We start from the raw sequence: 16,812 nt of genomic DNA on the forward strand, positions 1-16,812 counted from the left end.
GGATCCGGTGGACCGGACCGCCTCGGACGACCTCGGACGACCTCGGACGGCTCCGAACCCCTTCGGAGCACGTCGGACGACAGGCAAGGGTCGCCCCAGCACGGCATGAGGGTGCTCGACCACACCAGGAGGAACTGTGAGCAGCGATCGGGACGGGATCCGCGGGGGCTGGGCGACACCCGGCGATGACCAGCCCGACGCGGAGACCGCGGTCGAGGCGACGGGCGAGTTCACCATCGACTACGCGCCGCCCGCCTGGTACACGCAGAACGCGTCGGGGTCCTTCGGGAGCGGGGCGCAGTCCTCCGGGGCCGGGTCCTCGGCGACTCCAGGGGCTTCGGGGACTTCGGGGGCTTCTGACGCATCGGGGACTCCTGGCGCATCGGGGATTCCTGACGCATCGGGCCTCCCGGCGGAATCCGCCGGTGCTTCGCCCGCGGACGGCGCCCCACCGGCCCCCTCCCCGGCTCCTCCGGCTCCGGCTGCCTCCTTCTCCCCGTCCCCCTCCTCCACTTCCCCCGAGCCCGTCTCGGCTCCGCCGGCCTACGGGGCGCCGGCTCCCCCGCCGCCCGCGTCCGCGCCGGGCACGCCGTTCACGCCGCCCGCGCCGCCCACCGGCGACCCGATCCCCCTGCCCAAGCTGCCGGCGGGCAGCGGGTTCGAGCCGCAGCGGCCGGAGCCGGTGGGGCACTCCGAGCAGCCCTCGGCGGAGCCGCCCGCCCCCGCCGCCGTGCCGAACGCGCCGGCCGGTGGTCCGCAGGTGCCGTGGACGCCCCAGGCACCGGCTGCGGCACCGGACCCGGCGGCTCCCGAGGAGCCGGAGCCGGACAACGGCGATCTGGAGAGCGGCGCCACCCTGCGGTTCTCCGCCGTCGCCCTGAAGCGGGAGATCGCCGAGCGGGCCGCCGCCGTCGAGGCGCGCCTGGAGTCCGCGGACGAGGGGAAGCACGACGTGCCCGCCGCCGAGGAGGCCGGCGGGGCCGCCGACCGGGCCGTCGCCGAGTCCACCGAGGCGCCGGCCGCCGAAGCCGTGCCCCCCGCGCGGGACGAGGCCGCCCAGGCCGGTGCCGACGACGCGCCGGAGACCACCGCCGACGACGCGGCGTCCGCCGGTACGGCGGACGCGGCCGGTGACTCCGACGGGGCCGGGCCGGCCGGCTCCGGTGCTGCGGCCGTGCCGGATCCCGGCACCGCCGGGGAGGACGACGTCGTCGACCGCGCGGACGCGGTGAGCGCCACCGCTTCCCGGGAAGCCGGGCCCGAGGACACCGCTCCCCAGGACACCGGGACGGAGGACGGCGCCGAGGCCGCCGAGCCGCAGGACGCCGTACCGGCGGACGCCGTGCCCGCGCCGTCCGGATCCGATGAGACGGAGTCGGTGACCCCCGAGCCCGCGGACGCGCCCGCACCGGACGACGGGCCGGTGGACCCGGTCCCCGACCGGGCCGCTCCGCAGGACGCCGTGCCCCAGGACGCCGTGCCCCAGGATGCCGTGCCCCAGGACGCCGTCCCCGGCGGCCCGTCGCAGCCCGCCTGGACTCCCCCGGCGCCGCAGGGCGGCCTGCCGCCGCTGCCGCCGTCGTACCAGCCGGCCGCCCCGGCGCCCGCGAACCACTGGCCGCCGCAGCCCCAGCCGCCCGCGCAGCCGTCTGCCCAACCGCAGCCGCAGCCTCAACCGCAGCCGCAGCCGCAGCCGGCGGAGCCGCAGCCCGCCGCCGCGCAGGAGATGCCGCCGGCGCCCGCCCAGCCGTCCGTGCCGCCGCAGCAGCCGCCGTTCCAGCCGCAGCCGCCCCTCCAGCCGCAGGCGCCGCAGTCCGCGCCCGCCGCGTGGGACCCGTCGGAGGCGCCCGTGCCACCGGGCCAGGCGCCCGCCCGGCCCGCCCCGCAGCCCGGCTACGGTTTCCCGCACCCGGGTGCCCCGGCACCCGCGGCGCAGCAGCCCCCGGCCCAGCAGCCGGACGGCACCCCCGCACAGCAGCCGGGCGGCTACGGCTTCCCGCAGCAGGGCGCTCCGGCGGCCCCCACCGGGCCCGGCCCGCAGGGCGGTTACGGCTTCCCGCAGGCCGGGACCCCGGCCGCCCCGCCCGGCCCCGGCGGCCAGGGCGGCTACGGCTTCCCGCAGCCCCCGGCCCAGCAGGCGCAGGCCCAGCACCAGGCCGCCCCGGCCCAGGACCGGCCCCCGGCCGGCGGACAGCCCCAGGCCCAGCCGCACCCCGGCGTGCCCCAGCAGACCCCGCAGCCCGGTCACCCCGCCCAGCCGGGCCCGCTCCCGCAGCCCGACCCGGGCTACGGCTACCCGCAGCCCGGCCAGCCCCTGCCCGGTCAGCCCCAGCCCCCCGTCGACCCGCGCACCGGTGCCGCCTGGCCGCAGCCCATGCAGCACGACCAGCGGCAGCCGGTCAACCCCGGTGCCGCGCCGCTCGGTTACACGGCGGCCGTGGAGCTGTCGTCGGACCGGCTGCTCAACAGCAGGAGGCAGAAGGCGAAGAGCAGCCGCCCGGTGGGCGGCGGGTCCCGGTTCAAGCTGGGCGGCAAGAAGGAGGAGGCGGAGCGGCAGCGGAAGCTGGAGCTGATCCGCACGCCGGTGCTGTCCTGCTACCGGATCGCGGTGATCAGCCTCAAGGGCGGTGTCGGCAAGACGACCACGACCACCGCGCTCGGCTCCACCCTCGCCACCGAGCGACAGGACAAGATCCTCGCGATCGACGCCAACCCGGACGCCGGTACGCTCGGCCGCCGGGTGCGCCGCGAGACCGGGGCGACCATCCGCGACCTGGTGCAGGCGATCCCGTACCTCAACTCGTACATGGACATCCGCCGGTTCACCTCGCAGGCGCCCTCCGGGCTGGAGATCATCGCCAACGACGTCGACCCGGCCGTGTCCACGACCTTCAACGACGAGGACTACCGGCGCGCGATCGACGTCCTGGGCAAGCAGTACCCGATCATCCTGACCGACTCGGGCACCGGTCTGCTCTACAGCGCGATGCGCGGGGTGCTGGACCTCGCCGACCAGCTCATCATCATCTCCACGCCGTCCGTGGACGGTGCCTCCAGCGCCAGTACGACGCTGGACTGGCTGTCCGCGCACGGGTACGCCGACCTCGTCTCGCGCTCGCTCACCGTCATCTCCGGCGTCCGCGAGACCGGCAAGATGATCAAGGTCGAGGACATCGTGGCGCACTTCGAGACCCGCTGCCGGGGCGTCATCGTCGTGCCCTTCGACGAGCACCTGGCCGCCGGTGCCGAGGTCGACCTCGACATGATGCGGCCGAAGGTGCGGGAGGCGTACTTCAACCTCGCGGCGATGGTCGCCGAGGACTTCGTGCGCCACCAGCAGATGCACGGGCTGTGGACGAGCGACGGCAACCCGCCGCCGGTCGCCGCCCCGCCGCTGCCGGGCCAGCCCCTTCCCCACCAGCCGCTGCCCGGCCGGCCCTTCCCCGGGCAGCAGCCGGTCCCCGGCGCCCAGCAGTACCCGGCCCAACCGGGCCAACAGCCCCAGGCGCCCCAGCAGCAGCCCTATCCGCAGCCGGGACAGCCGTACGCCCAGCCGGGGCAGCCGTACGCCCACCCGGGACAGCCCGCCCAGCCGCCGGTCCAGCCGGGTCAGCAGCCGTACCCGCAGCCCCCGGCGCAGCCGCACGCCCAGCCGGGGCAGCCGTACACCCACCCCGGTCAGCCGGGTCAGCCCGACCAGCCCCCGGCGGGCGCCCCGCAGCCCGGCTACGGCTACCCGCAGCCCGGCCGGCCGGACGACCGGACCCCGCCGCCCCCGCAGCCGTAGCGCCGCTCCCGCACCACCGGCCCGTCACCCGGCCGGCCCCCTCCCGGGGGCCGGTCCCCGTTCCGGCCCGCGCCCGTGACCCCCGGCGCGGGCCGTCGCGCGTCCAGGGCGGGAAACCGTCGTCAGGCCCTGGCCAGGGCGGCGTCACCGGTCTCGTCCAATGGCCGAAAAACGCGAGTCGACGCGTTGTTTTCGCAGGCCACACGGGGTGCACGCACCGTTGACGGTGCGGACGGCCGCTGGTAGACACACTCATCATCCGTCCGACAGCTGATCAGTCCGTCCTTCCGTGCGAGCGCTGCGAGCGATGAGGCGAGGTCACCGAGCCCATGGACACGAACGATCGGACACGCAACCACCGCCGCGGCATCCGGTTCGCCGCCGCGTCCGGCGCGGCCGCGCTCACCCTCACCGCCGGCCTCGCCACCCCCCTCGACCCGGCCCCGCACCAGGCCCGGGCGGCCGACGGCGGCAAGCGGGTGCTGACCGTCGCGGTGGCGCAGAGCGTCGACTCGCTCAGCCCGTTCCTGGCGGTCCGGCTGCTCAGCACGAGCATCCACCGGCTCACGTACGAGTACCTGACGAACTACGACCCCGAGGACAACCACGTCGTGCCGGGACTGGCCACCCGGTGGCGGTCGTCGCCGGACAAGCTGACCTGGACGTACACGATCCGCTCCGACTCGACGTGGTCGGACGGGAAGCGGGTCACCGCCAAGGACGCGGCCTGGACGTTCACCACGATGATGACCGACGAGGGCGCGGCCACCGCCAACGGCAGCTTCGTCGGCAACTTCGAGGAGGTCACCGCGCCCAGCCCGACCCGGCTGGTCATCAGGCTGAAGAAACCGCAGGCCACGATGACCGCGCTGGACGTGCCGATCGTGCCCAAGCACGTCTGGGAGAAGGTCGGCGACTTCTCGGAGTTCCACAACGACGAGAACTTCCCGGTCGTCGGCAACGGGCCGTTCGTCCTCACCGGCTACAAGCCCGACAGCTACGTCCGGCTCAAGGCCAACGAGGACTTCTGGCGCGGGGCGCCGAAGTTCGACGAACTCGTCTTCCGCTACTACAAGGACCAGGACGCGGCCGTCTCCGCCCTGCGCAAGGGCGAGGTCTCCTTCGTCGCGGGGTCGCCGTCGCTGACGCCCGCGCAGGCGGCGTCCCTGAAGGGCGCCGAGGACATCCGCGTCAACGACGCCCCCGGCCGCCGCTTCTACGCCCTCGCCACCAACCCGGGCGCCCGGGCGAGGAACGGCGAACGGTTCGGCGACGGCCACCCCTCCCTGCTGGACCGGCGGGTGCGGCACGCCCTGTTCATGGCGGTCGACCGCGAGACCATCGTCGACAAGGTGTTCCAGGGCCACGCCGTCGAGGGCCAGGGCTACATCCCGCCGCGCTTCCCGCAGTACTTCTGGCAGCCGTCCGCGCGCCAGAGGCTGGCGTACGACCCGGCCAGGGCCGCCCGGCTGCTCGACGAGGCGGGGTACCGCACCGACGGCGACGGCCGGCGCCTCGGCAAGGACGGCGAGCCGCTCACCTACCGCGTGCTGTGCCACGCCACCGACCCCAACGACAAGGCGGTCGGCACGTACCTCCGGGAGTGGTGGGGCGCCCTCGGCATCGGCGTCCGCCTCACCTGCCTGGACAACGTGACCGACCCGTGGCTGGCCGGCGAGTACGACCTCGCCTTCGACGGCTGGTCCGTCAACCCCGACCCGGACTTCGTGCTCTCCATCCACACCTGCGCGGCGCTCCCCGCGACCCCCGAGGACACCGGCGCCACCGACAACTTCATCTGCGACGAGCGGTACGACGAGCTCTACGCGCGGCAGCTCGCCGAGTACGACCCGGCCCGGCGGGCCGGCATCGTCCGGCAGATGGAGTCGCGGCTGTACGACCTCGGGTACATGAACGTCATGGCGTACCCGAACGCGGTCGAGGCGTACCGGACGGACCAGATCGCGTCGATCACCACCATGCCGGCGAAGGCGGGCAACATCTACGGCCAGGACGGCTACTGGAGCTGGTGGTCGGCGGTGCCGGCCGGCTCCGGGGAGTCCTCGGGCGGTTCGTCCTCGGCGGGGGTGGTCACCGGCATCGTCGCGGGCGCCGTCGTCCTCGTGGGGCTCGGGACGTTCGTGGCGCTGCGGCGCCGCGCCACCGCCGACGACCGTGAATAGGCGGCCGGAACCCCATGACCGCTGACGCGGCCTCCGCGCCGGCCGGGAAGGCGCGGCCGGCACCGGCACCCGGGCGCCGGGCGCGGGGCGGCGGCGCCTACCCGCGGTACGTGGCGGGCAAGGTGGCCGGCGCGGCCGTCTCCCTGCTCGCCGTGCTCGTCACCAGCTTCTTCCTCTTCCGGCTGGTCCCCGGCGACCCGGTGAGGACCATGACCGGCGGGCGCCAGGTGTCCTCGGAGCAACTGGCCGCCTACCGGCGCGAGTTCGGGCTCGACCTGCCGGTGTGGCGGCAGTTCACCGACTACTGCGGCAAGGCGCTCACCGGTGACCTGGGGACGTCGTACCAGTTCCGCGCCCCGGTCGTCGGCAAGATCACCGAGGCGCTGCCGAACACGCTGCTGCTCACCGGCACGGCCTTCGTCCTGTACACCGCCCTCGGCATCCTCCTCGGCACGCGGGCGGCGTGGCGGCACGGCGGGCCCGGGGACCGGTTCCACACCGGCCTCGCGCTGACGCTGTACTCCCTGCCGTCCTTCTGGCTGGGGCTGCTGCTGATCATCACGCTGTCGGTGGGCGTCGGCCCGGTCCCCGGGCTGTTCCCCACCGGCGGCATGGAGTCGGGCGGCGAGCAGGGGCTGGCGTACGCCGTGGACGTCGCCCACCACCTGGTGCTGCCGGTGGTGACGCTGGTGGCCGTGGAGTACGGGCAGACGCTGCTGGTCGCACGGTCGGCGCTGCTCGACGAGATGGGCGGCGACTACCTGACGACCGCGCGGGCCAAGGGGCTGCGCGACGACCTGGTGCGGCGCCGGCACGCCGTGCCGAACGCGCTGCTGCCGACCGTGACGCTGATCTTCATCAACCTCGGGCGGACGGTGGCGGGCGTGATCCTGGTGGAGACGGTGTTCTCCTGGCCGGGCCTGGGCGGGCTGTTCTACCAGGCGCTGAGCGTGCCCGACCTGCCGCTGGTGCAGGGACTGTTCTTCGTGTTCGCCGCCGCGGTGATCGTGATGAACACCCTCGCCGACCTGATCTATCCGCTGCTCGATCCCCGGGTGGGCCGATGACGACGACCGGCACCGACACGACGCCGGGCCCGCGGGCCCTCGCGCGGCAGCGGCGCCGCGCCTCCGCCGCGCGCTTCTGGCGGCGGTACCGCGCCCACCGGTCCGGGCTCCTCGGGCTGGCGGCGCTGGCGCTGGCCGCCCTGGCCGCGCTGTGCGCGCCGCTGCTGGCCGGCCCGGACGCGAGCGGCGTGACCGACGCGCCGGGCCGCCCGCTGGAGGGGCCGAGCGCCCGGTTCCCGTTCGGCACCGACCGGTTCGGGCGCGACCTGCTGGACCTGGTGGTGTGGGGCGCGCGGGTCTCGCTGCTGGTCGGGCTGCTCGCCGCCGTGCTGTCGGTGGCGATCGGCACGCTCATCGGCGTCACGGCCGGGCACTTCCGGGGCTGGTACGCGACCGTGATGATGCGGATCACCGACTGGTTCCTGGTGATGCCGACGCTGGTGCTGGCGATCGCCCTGGCCACCGTGATGTCCCGGTCGCTGACCACCGTCGTCGTGGCGATCGGCGTGACGACCTGGCCGACGACGGCCCGGCTGGTGCGGGCGCAGACCCTGGCGGTGGAGACCCGGCCGTACATCGAGCGGGCCCGGGCGCTCGGCGGCGGGCACGGGCACATCATGTCCCGGCACGTCCTGCCGAACGTGATGCCGCTGGTGCTGGCCCAGACCACCCTGATCATCTCCTCGGCCATCCTCGCCGAGGCGACGCTGGCCTTCCTCGGACTGGGCGATCCGACAGTGGTGTCGTGGGGCGGGCTGCTGCAGGACGCGCGGGAGGCGGGCGCGGTCAGCTCCGGGCACTGGGGGTACCTCGTGCCGCCCGGCGTCGCGATCGCCGCCGTCGCGCTGGCGTTCACCCTGTGCGGGCGGGCCGTGGAGGCCGTGCTCAACCCCCGGCTGGGGGTGGCGCGGTGAGCCTGCTCGACGTGCGGGACCTGACGGTGACGTACGCGGGCGGTGCCCGGGCCGTGCGCGGGGTGGACCTGCGGCTGGCGGCGGGCCGGAAGCTGGGGGTCGCCGGGGAGTCGGGCTGCGGCAAGTCCACGCTGGCGCTGGCCCTGCTGCGGCTGCTGCCGGCCGGGACCCGGGTGACCGGCGAGGTCCTGCTCGACGGCGAGGACGTCCTGACCATGAAGTGGGGCCGGCTCCGGGCGGTCCGCTGGGCCGGGGCCTCCCTCGTCTTCCAGGGCGCGATGCACTCCCTCAACGCCGTGCACCGCGTCGGCGACCAGATCGCCGAGCCGATCCTGCTGCACGGCAGGGCGACGCCCGCCGGTGCGCGCAGGAGGACCGGTGAGCTGCTGGAGCAGGTCGGTCTCCCGGCGGCCCGGGCGGACGCCTACCCGCACCAGCTGTCCGGCGGGCAGCGCCAGCGCGTCATGATCGCCATGGCGCTGGCCTGCGACCCGCGGCTGGTCGTCGCCGACGAGCCGACCACCGCGCTGGACGTGATGGTGCAGGCGCAGATCCTGCGGCTGATCGGACGGCTCGTCGCCGAGCAGGACCTGGCGCTGATCATGATCAGTCACGATCTGGCGGTGCTCGCCGACACCTGCGACCGGCTGGCGGTGATGTACGCGGGCCGGGTGGTCGAGGAGGGCCCGGCCCGCCGGGTCCACGAGGACGCCCGGCACCCGTACGCCGGGGCCCTGTCCGCCGCGTTCCCCCGGATCGGCGACCCGGCGTCGCGGTTCGCGCCGCGCGGTCTGGCCGGGGACCCGCCCGATCCGGCCGCGCTGCCGTCCGGCTGCGCGTTCCATCCGCGCTGCCCGGTGGCGCTGGAGTCGTGCGGCACCGAGGACCAGGCGCTGCGGGCCGCGGGGCCCGGGCGGCGTGCGGCCTGCGTGCACGTGACGGACGGCGCGGCGGGCCCCCGCCGGGAAGCGAGGCCCGGCCCCCCATGACCACGCCCCCCGCCGCCACCGGCCCCCTGCTCACGGCCCGGGACCTGCACGTCTCCTTCCCCGGCCGGCACGGCGCGCCCCGCGCCCGCGCGGTGGACGGCGTCGACCTCGACGTCCGCCGCGGCGAGATCGTGGCGCTGGTCGGCGAGTCGGGCTGCGGCAAGACCACGCTGGCCCGCTGCCTGCTGGGCCTGGTGACTCCGGCGTCGGGCCGGGTCGCCTTCGACGGGCGGCCGCTGGAGTACTCCGGCCGGGCCCTGAAGGCGTACCGCCGACGCGTCCAGCTGGTGCTGCAGGACCCGAGCGGCTCCCTCAACCCGCGGCACACCGTGTACGACGCGGTGGCCGAGGGGCTGCGCATCCACGGTCACCGCGGTGACGAGCGGGCGGCGGTCGCCGAGGCCCTCTCCCGGGCCGGGCTGCGGCCCCCGGAGCGGTTCTTCCTGCGCTACCCGCACGAGCTGTCCGGCGGGCAGCGCCAGCGCGTGGTCATCGCGGGCGCGCTGGTCCTGCGGCCCGAACTCCTGGTCGCCGACGAGCCGGTGGCCTCCCTGGACGCCTCGGTGCGCGGCGAGATCCTGGCCCTGCTGCTGCGGCTGCGCGCCGACCTCGGCCTGTCCGCGCTGGTCGTCACCCACGATCTGGGGCTGGCCTGGAACATCGCCGACCGGGTGGCGGTGATGTACCTGGGGCGGATCGTGGAGACGGGCGCGGTGGAGCAGGTGCTGACGGCGCCCCGGCATCCCTACACGCGGGCGCTGCTGTCGGTGCTGCCCGGGGCTCCGGGCGATCCGGTGGTGCTGGGCGGCGAGCCGCCGGACCCGTCGTCCGTCCCTTCCGGCTGCCGCTTCCACGCCCGCTGCCCGGTCCTGGCGAGCGGCGAGGCGGACCGGGCGGGCGTCGCCGGGGCGTGCCGTACGCGGGACCCGGGGATCCTCGACGGCGGCGGGACGGCCCAGGTGGCCTGCCACTGGGCCCGCGCGGGGGGTTAGGGCCGCGCGGCGACGGCCGTGCCGGAGCCGGCCGCGCCCTGCGGGGCCCGCGCTCTCCTGGGGCCCCGGAGTCAGCCCCGCTCCGCCGCCACCAGTTCCCGGCAGCGCTCGACGTCCTCGGCCATCTGCTCCAGCAGCGCCTCCAGGGTGTCGAACCTCGCCTGCCCGCGCACGAAGGCCAGGAAGTCGACGGAGACGTGCAGGCCGTACAGGTCCAGCCCGACCCGGTCGATGGCGTACGCCTCCACCGTGCGCTCGGTGCCGTCGAACTGCGGGTTGGTGCCGACGGAGATCGCGGCCGGCATGGCCTCGCCCTGGGCGTGCAGCCAGCCGGCGTAGACGCCGTCGGCCGGGATCGCGGTGTGCGGCAGAGTCTCGACGTTGGCGGTCGGGAAGCCGAGTTCGCGGCCGCGCTGGGCACCGCGCACGACGATGCCCTCGACGCGGTGCGGGCGGCCGAGGATCTCGGCGGCGCCCCCGACGTCGCCCTCGGCGACCAGGCGCCGGGTCAGCGTCGAGGAGAAGGGCTGGCCGCCGCCGGCCTCGCCGGTCACGAACAGGTCGACGACCTCCACCTCGAAGTCGTAGATCTTCCCCTGCTCGACCAGGAACTCCACGGTCCCGGCGGCCTTGTGCCCGAAGCGGAAGTTGGGGCCCTCGACGACGGCCTTGGCGTGCAGCTTGTCGACCAGGACCTTCACGACGAAGTCCGCCGGGGACAGCTTCGAGAACTCGGCCGTGAAGGGCAGGACGAGGACGGCGTCCACGCCCAGTTCGGCCATGAGTTCGGCGCGCCGGTGGTGCGGGGCGAGCAGCGGCGGGTGGCTGCCGGGGCGGACGACCTCGCTGGGGTGCGGGTCGAAGGTGACGACCACGGCGGGCACGCCCAGCTGCCGGGCGCGGTCCACGGCGTGCCGGATGATCAGCTGGTGCCCGCGGTGCACTCCGTCGTAGGAGCCGATGGTGACGACGCTGCGCCCCCAGTCCTGGGGGATGTCCTCCAAGCCACGCCAGCGCTGCACTGTGACCGCTCCTCGTCGCATCCTCGTCGAACCCGTGTCCGTCTCTGCCTCTTGCGCAGGTCTAAGGGTGCCATGCCGGACGCATCCGCCCGGCATCGGCATGGTCGCTGTGACCGTCCGCACGTGCGGCCCGCGGCGCACCGGCCGCACGGACGACCCACGGGTCACCGGCCGCACCGGCAGCCCGCGGCGCACCGGCGACGCGGGCGGTCCGCGGCCCACCGGCCGCGCGGGCGGCCCACGGCCCGAACCGCACCGACGACCCACGGTCCACCGGCTGTAGGGGCAGTTCATGGTCCACCAGCCGCGCGAGCGGCCCACGGTCCACCGCCGCACACCACCCGCGTTCCGGACCGCACCGACAACCTGCGGTCCACCGGCTGTACGGGCAGTTCACGGTCCACCAGCCGCGCGAGCGGCCCACGGGCCACCGGCCGTACGGGCAGTTCATGGTCCACCGGCCGCGCGGGCGGTCCGCGCTCACACGGGGACCCGCACGCCCGGCAGCTTCTCCAGGGTCCGGCGGGCGCTGGGCCCCACCAGCGCCGCCCACTCCCGCGGGGCCGCGGCCAGCCAGCCGGTCACCCGGGCGGCGAAGCCGGGCACGTGCCGGCCGAGGTCGACCAGGGCCCGGTCGAAGAGGGTGGCGCCCTCCGGGGTGCGCACCAGCAACGTTCCGGTGCGGTGGACGAGGGCGCGGAGGTCGTCGCCGCCGGCGGCGGGGACGGCCGCGCGCAGCAGGGCGTCCAGGACGGCGGGATCCCGCTCGCGGGCCAGCAGGCCGTCGCGCAGGTCGCGGCGGAGCGGGCGGGAGCCGGGGCCGCCGGAGCCCGCGACCACGCCGGCGAGCGCGGCACGCACCCGCTGCGGGCCGCCGTCCAGGAGGGCGGTGAGCAGCGGCAGGAGGGCGGCCCGGGCCGCGGGGCCCTCGTCGAGGCGCCGGTCGACGTACTCGGCCAGGTGCCCGGCTGCCTCCGGCCGCCGCGCCGCGGCCTCGCCCAGCAGCCCGGCGACGCGCCGGGCCAGGGCGGGCGGGGTGGCGTCGGCGAGGGCGCGCAGCGCCTCCCCGGTGTCCGGCCGGGCCAGCCGGGCCCCGAAGGCGCGCAGGACCGGCTCCGGCCGGTCGGCGAGGGCGCCGGCCAGGGTGCGCGGCGGCAGGTGCGGGTCGCCCGCCGCGAAGTGCTCCAGGGCCTGCGGGAGGTACCGGGCGCGGGTGTCCGGGTCCCGGAGGAGCAGGGCGAGCGCGCCGCCGTGCAGGGCGTGGTCGGCGGGGCGGGCGAGCAGGGCGAGGGCGGTCCGGCGCAGCAGGGCGCGGTCGGCGTCGGTGCGCAGGTGGGGGGCGACGCGCAGGCCGTGGGCGAGGGCGGCCGCGCGCCGGGCGGGCCGCGCGTCACGCGCCCACCGGTCCACGGCCCGGCACAGCGCGGCCGGTTCCTCCTCCGCCAGCACGGCGAGCAGTTCGCCGGCCCGCCGGTGCCCGCTGTCGGCGAGCACCTCGGTCAGCTCGTCCAGGGCCCGGTGCCGGTGCGTGTGCAGCAGCGCCTGCGCCGCCGTGGCCACGGTGGCGTGGGGGGTGGCGGGCAGGGCCCGCTCGTCGTCGAACCAGCGGGCCAGGTGCCGCTGCACGGCGGCGGGTTCGGCGGCCAGGAGACGGGCGACGGCGTCGAGGAAGCGGGGGCCGGGCTCGCACGGCGGCCCGTCGGCGAGGACCAGGCGGCGCAGCAGCGCGAAGCGGGCCTCCTGCGCCACCGGCAGCGCGGTCCAGAAGGCGGGCCCGAACGCGGCCGGGACGCTCCGCCGCTGCCGCCGCCAGGCCACGACCCGGTCGGCGAGCAGCCCCAGCACCGCGAGGTACGGGGTGGCGTCGGGCACCCGCGCCAGGGTCCGGGCGAGCAGCCGGGCCGCCCACCAGGAGTGCGGGTCGTCGTCCAGGGCGTGCACCAGGTCGGCCAGCCGGGAGGCGAGGTGCCCGGGGCCGCGCCGGCGGGCGAGCAGGAGCAGGGCCTCGACGACGGGGCCGATGCGGTGGTGCGGCACCGCGCCGGGGTCGCCGGGCCGGTCGTGGACCAGGGCGCGCAGGGCCGCGTCCAGGTCGAGGTGCGTGCCCTGGAGCCAGTCGGCGAGTTCCTCGTGGTCGAAGCGGTAGCCGCCGGCGGCGGGGACGAGCAGGCCCTCGGCGAGGACGGCGGACGCCCAGCCGGTGCCGCCGCCCAGCCGGGCCGGGGCGGGTCCCCGCGGGAACAGCGCCTCGAAGGACTCCCGGTCCAGTTCCCCGTGGCCGGGGCCGAGACTGCGCCGGGCGGCCTCGTGCACCTGCCCGGACACCTTCGTGGCCAGCCGTCGTACGGCGGTGCCGCGCAGCCCGTCGGCGGCGGCGAGCCGGACCGCGACGCGCAGGCACCGCAGGTCCAGGTGGGCGGAGAGGACGTCGTGCCGGTCGAGGGGGCCCTCGGGCGCGGCGGGCAGGGCGGCTCCGACGTCCGCGAGGAGCCGGAGGGTGAGCGGGTGGCGGGCGTCGGCGTCGGCGAGGACCCGGTCGGCGATGCCGTACCGGGAGCGGGCCTCGCGGGCCTCGGCCGGGGTGAGGTCGCCGAGGCGCACGCACGGGGCGAGGCCCTCGGGGTCCTCGGCCGGGTCGCCGGCGTGCAGCGTGTCCGCCGGGAAGCACGCCCCCGCGCTCTCCCAGTACTCCGGGCGGCACGCCACCACCAGCCGCGCCCCCCGTGCGCGCAGCCAGCGCGCCGTCCCCCCGGCCCAGGCGGCGAGCCGGTGGGCCGGCACCGGCGGCATCTCCTCGGGGCCGTCGAGCAGGAGCAGCAGGGGGCGGCCGAGCCCGCGGGCGGTGTCGGCGAGGCGCTCGGGGGTGATGTCGCCGAGGTCGGCCGGGAGCGGGGCGCGGGAGGCGCCCACGCGGCGGGCCGCCCGCTCCAGCGCCCGCCGCGCCGCGTCGGCCACGGAGGCGTCGTCGCCGCGCAGGTCGGCTCCGCGCAGCCACACGGTGGGGTGCCCGCCGCGGGCGCGCCGGCCGGCGAGCGCCGCGAGCTCCGTCGTACGGCCGCTGCCGGGCGGGCCGACGAGCCCGAGCACGGCCGCGGGTCCCCGGGTGAACGCGGTCAACGGGCCGGCGGCCGCGGCCCGTTCGACCGGCGCGGCCGTCCGGGGGAGCGGCGGCCCGTCCTGCCCCGCGGAGGCGGCGGCCAGCTCCAGCAGACCGGCGAGGTTGAGGTCGGCGCCGTACGCGGGGACGGTCGCGGCGTTCTCGGCGAGCAGGCCGGCGAGCGGGGTGCCCCCGGGCGCGACGCGCGGCAGCGGGACGGCGAAGCCGGCGTCGCGCCGGCCGGCGTGCAGGGCGGTGCCGAGGACGCCGACGACGGCGCCGGTCGCGGCGTCGAGCACCGGGCCGCCGGCCGCTCCGCCGCCCCGCCGCAGCGCGTCGCGCCCCGCCGTGCCGATGGCGAGCTCCAGTACGCCGTCCAGCGGGTGGCAGCGGTCCGCGGCGGTGTACGTCGCGCGGGTCGTGCCGAGGATCCGGGCCTCGCGCCAGCAGCCGGCGGCGATCCGCACGTAGGTGCCGGGCGCGATCCCCTCCCGCACCGTGACCGGCAGCGGGTCCGCGCCGAGCCCGTCGGTGCGGATCAGGGCGAGGCCGAGCGCGGGCAGCGGGGTGACGGCCTCGGCGGTCACGGCGCACGCGCGTTCCCCGGCGCGCACCACCAGCCGGGCCAGGCCGTCGACGGCCTCGTGGCTGGTGAGGACGGTGCCGTGGTGGTCGGCGGCGAAGCCGGTGCCGCGCGGCCGGCCCGCCGGGTCGTGGACGCGGACCAGGGCGTCGTCGAGCCCGGTGCGGGGCTCCCCCGCGTCGTCGTGTGCCTCCCGGGACCGGTTCCGCGACGCCATCGTCGAACCTCCCCGCCGTACCTCCGTGCCCTCGCGTCCCGACGGTACGGGCGGGATGATCAGCGGCACAGATCGTGCCGGGAACGCGCCCCCTTCCGCTCCCCCGCTTCACTCCGAGCGCCTGCCCGCACGGGTGAACCGGCGGGGCCGGCTGGATAGACCTTGGGTGGGGGAACCGAGGGGGGACCGTGGAGCGGCGGGCAGTGGAGTTCCCCGTGACCCGCCGCTCCACGGGCGGACGCCGGCCCGCCCGCGGCCTCAGCCGAAGACGGCGAGGCTCTTGGCCTTGCCCCGGTGGTGTTCGACGAGCGCGAGGAACCGGCCCTCGGGGCCGAAGACGGCCACCGCGCCCGCCCCCGCGTACGTGTCGGGCATCTCCAGCCGCACGCCGTTGGCGAGCAGCCGGGCCCGCTTGCCGTCGATGTCCCACCGCGGGAACGCCGCGGCGGCGGCCTCGGCGATCGGCATCACGGTCAGCTCCTTCTGGAGCTGGTCCAGCGTCCGTGCGGCGTCCAGCTTGTACGGCCCGACGCGGGTGCGGCGCAGGGCGGTCAGGTGCCCCCCTACCCCGAGACCGGCCCCCAGGTCGCGGGCCAGGGCCCGGATGTACGTGCCGGAGGAGCAGACGACGGACACCACCAGGTCGAGCACGGGCGTGCCGTCCTCGGCGACGGCGTCACGGACGTCGTACACGCCGAAGGACGAGACGGTGACGGGCCGGGCGGGGATCTCGAACTCCTCGCCCTCCCGCGCCCGCTTGTACGACCGCACGCCGTTGATCTTGATGGCGCTGACCTTGGACGGCACCTGCATGATGTCGCCGGTCAGCCGGGCGACGCCGGCGTCGATGGCCTCGCGGGTGACCTTGGAGGCGTCGGTGGAGGAGGTGATCTCCCCCTCGGCGTCGTCCGTGAGGGTGTTCTGCCCGAGCCGGACGGTGCCCAGGTACTCCTTCTCCGTCAGCGCGAGGTGGCCGAGCAGCTTGGTGGCCTTCTCCACGCCGAGGACGAGGACGCCGGTCGCCATCGGGTCGAGGGTGCCGGCGTGCCCGACGCGCCGCGTCCGGGCGATGCCGCGCATCTTCGCGACGACGTCGTGCGAAGTGAAGCCCGACGGCTTGTCGACGATGACGAGGCCGTCGGGCGTGGTGGGCTTCTGGGTCATTCCGCGGTGTCGTCCGTCTCGTCCTCGTCCGGCTTCCGGTACGGGTCGGCGCCGCCGGCGTACGTGGCGCCCGCGGACGCCTCGCGCACCTTCGCGTCGGACTGCCGCGCCTTGTCGAGCAGGTCCTCGATGGTGCGCGCGGTGTCCGGAAGGGCGTCCATGACGAAGGTCAGGGTCGGCGTGAACTTCACGCCCGCCGCACGGCCGACCTCGGACCGCAGCACGCCCTTGGCGCTCTCCAGCCCGGCGGCGGCGGCCGTGCGCTCCTCGTCGTCCCCGTACACGGTGTAGAAGACGGTCGCCTCCCGCAGATCGCCCGTCACCCGGGTGTCCGTGATGGTGACGTGCGAGCCGAGCCGCGGGTCCTTGATCCCGCGCTGCAGCTTCTGGGCCACCACCTCTCGGATGAGGTCCGCCAGCCTCTTAGCCCGCGCGTTGTCGGCCACTGGTCCGTCTCCCGTTCTTGTCTCTTCTGCGTTCGTTGGCCCAAGGCCTGGATGGTCAGTCGTCGTCGCCGTGGAAGCGCCGTCTGACGGACAGCAGCTCCACCTCGGGGCGGCCGGCGACCAGGCGCTCGCACCGGTCGAGCACGTCCGTCAGGTGCCCCGCGTCGGCGGAGACCACGGCGAGGCCGATGCCGGCCCGCCGGTGGAGGTCGATGTGGTCCACCTCGGCCGCGCTCACCGCGAACTTCCGCTGGAGCTCGGCGACGATCGGGCGGACGACGGAGCGCTTCTCCTTCAGCGACCGTACGTCACCGAGGAGGAGGTCGAAGGACAGCGTCCCCACATACATGT

At 76.4% G+C, this 16,812-nt stretch carries 11 protein-coding genes; 6 read left to right on the forward strand and 5 right to left on the reverse strand.

The annotated features are described in order from the left end of the window. Positions 1 to 136 precede the first annotated feature (136 nt). From ACIF8T_RS16080 to ACIF8T_RS16105, 6 genes are all read left to right on the forward strand, one after another. Positions 137 to 3,787 carry an SCO5717 family growth-regulating ATPase gene (locus ACIF8T_RS16080; protein ID WP_400035400.1) on the forward strand — a complete coding sequence of 1,217 codons (3,651 nt, stop codon included), beginning with the start codon at positions 137 to 139 and terminating at the stop codon, positions 3,785 to 3,787. Between the two features lie 329 nt (positions 3,788 to 4,116). Then, on the forward strand, positions 4,117 to 5,970 hold the full coding sequence (locus ACIF8T_RS16085; RefSeq protein WP_400035402.1) for an ABC transporter substrate-binding protein: 1,854 nt from the start codon (positions 4,117 to 4,119) through the stop codon (positions 5,968 to 5,970). 14 nt (positions 5,971 to 5,984) lie between these two features. Continuing rightward, entirely contained in the window at positions 5,985 to 7,037 is a 1,053-nt protein-coding gene (locus ACIF8T_RS16090) for an ABC transporter permease (protein WP_400035404.1), read from the forward strand. Further along, entirely contained in the window at positions 7,034 to 7,951 is a 918-nt protein-coding gene (locus ACIF8T_RS16095) for an ABC transporter permease (protein ID WP_400035406.1), read from the forward strand. The genes ACIF8T_RS16090 and ACIF8T_RS16095 overlap by 4 nt, the downstream gene beginning before the upstream one ends. Further along, the gene (locus ACIF8T_RS16100) at positions 7,948 to 8,940 is read left to right on the forward strand and encodes an ABC transporter ATP-binding protein (protein ID WP_400035408.1); all 993 of its coding nucleotides are present in this window, start codon (positions 7,948 to 7,950) and stop codon (positions 8,938 to 8,940) included. The genes ACIF8T_RS16095 and ACIF8T_RS16100 overlap by 4 nt, the downstream gene beginning before the upstream one ends. Next, entirely contained in the window at positions 8,937 to 9,932 is a 996-nt protein-coding gene (locus ACIF8T_RS16105) for an ABC transporter ATP-binding protein (RefSeq protein ID WP_400035409.1), read from the forward strand. Before ACIF8T_RS16100 ends, ACIF8T_RS16105 begins: the two co-directional genes overlap by 4 nt. A 71-nt stretch (positions 9,933 to 10,003) precedes the next feature. On the opposite strand, the gene ACIF8T_RS16110 is transcribed toward ACIF8T_RS16105, so the two are convergent. The 5 genes from ACIF8T_RS16110 to ACIF8T_RS16130 all read right to left on the reverse strand — a co-directional run bounded on the left by ACIF8T_RS16110 (position 10,004) and on the right by ACIF8T_RS16130 (position 16,810). Further along, complete coding sequence (locus ACIF8T_RS16110) at positions 10,004 to 10,954, reverse strand: bifunctional riboflavin kinase/FAD synthetase (protein WP_400035411.1); 951 nt, start codon at positions 10,952 to 10,954, stop codon at positions 10,004 to 10,006. A gap of 480 nt (positions 10,955 to 11,434) precedes the next feature. Beyond that, positions 11,435 to 14,851 carry a trypsin-like peptidase domain-containing protein gene (locus ACIF8T_RS16115; protein WP_400035413.1) on the reverse strand — a complete coding sequence of 1,139 codons (3,417 nt, stop codon included), beginning with the start codon at positions 14,849 to 14,851 and terminating at the stop codon, positions 11,435 to 11,437. 258 nt (positions 14,852 to 15,109) lie between these two features. Further along, positions 15,110 to 16,015, reverse strand: coding sequence for a tRNA pseudouridine(55) synthase TruB (truB, locus tag ACIF8T_RS16120; RefSeq protein ID WP_400035415.1), 906 nt, complete (start codon positions 16,013 to 16,015; stop codon positions 15,110 to 15,112). Further along, on the reverse strand, positions 16,012 to 16,461 hold the full coding sequence (gene rbfA, locus ACIF8T_RS16125; RefSeq protein ID WP_400035417.1) for a 30S ribosome-binding factor RbfA: 450 nt from the start codon (positions 16,459 to 16,461) through the stop codon (positions 16,012 to 16,014). Before rbfA ends, truB begins: the two co-directional genes overlap by 4 nt. A 55-nt stretch (positions 16,462 to 16,516) precedes the next feature. Then, positions 16,517 to 16,810 carry a DUF503 domain-containing protein gene (locus tag ACIF8T_RS16130; RefSeq protein WP_400035419.1) on the reverse strand — a complete coding sequence of 98 codons (294 nt, stop codon included), beginning with the start codon at positions 16,808 to 16,810 and terminating at the stop codon, positions 16,517 to 16,519. Between the last annotated feature and the right edge of the window lie 2 nt (positions 16,811 to 16,812).

Origin of the sequence: Streptomyces sp. NPDC085946 (assembly GCF_044540485.1) — a bacterium.
Classification (GTDB): domain Bacteria; phylum Actinomycetota; class Actinomycetes; order Streptomycetales; family Streptomycetaceae; genus Streptomyces.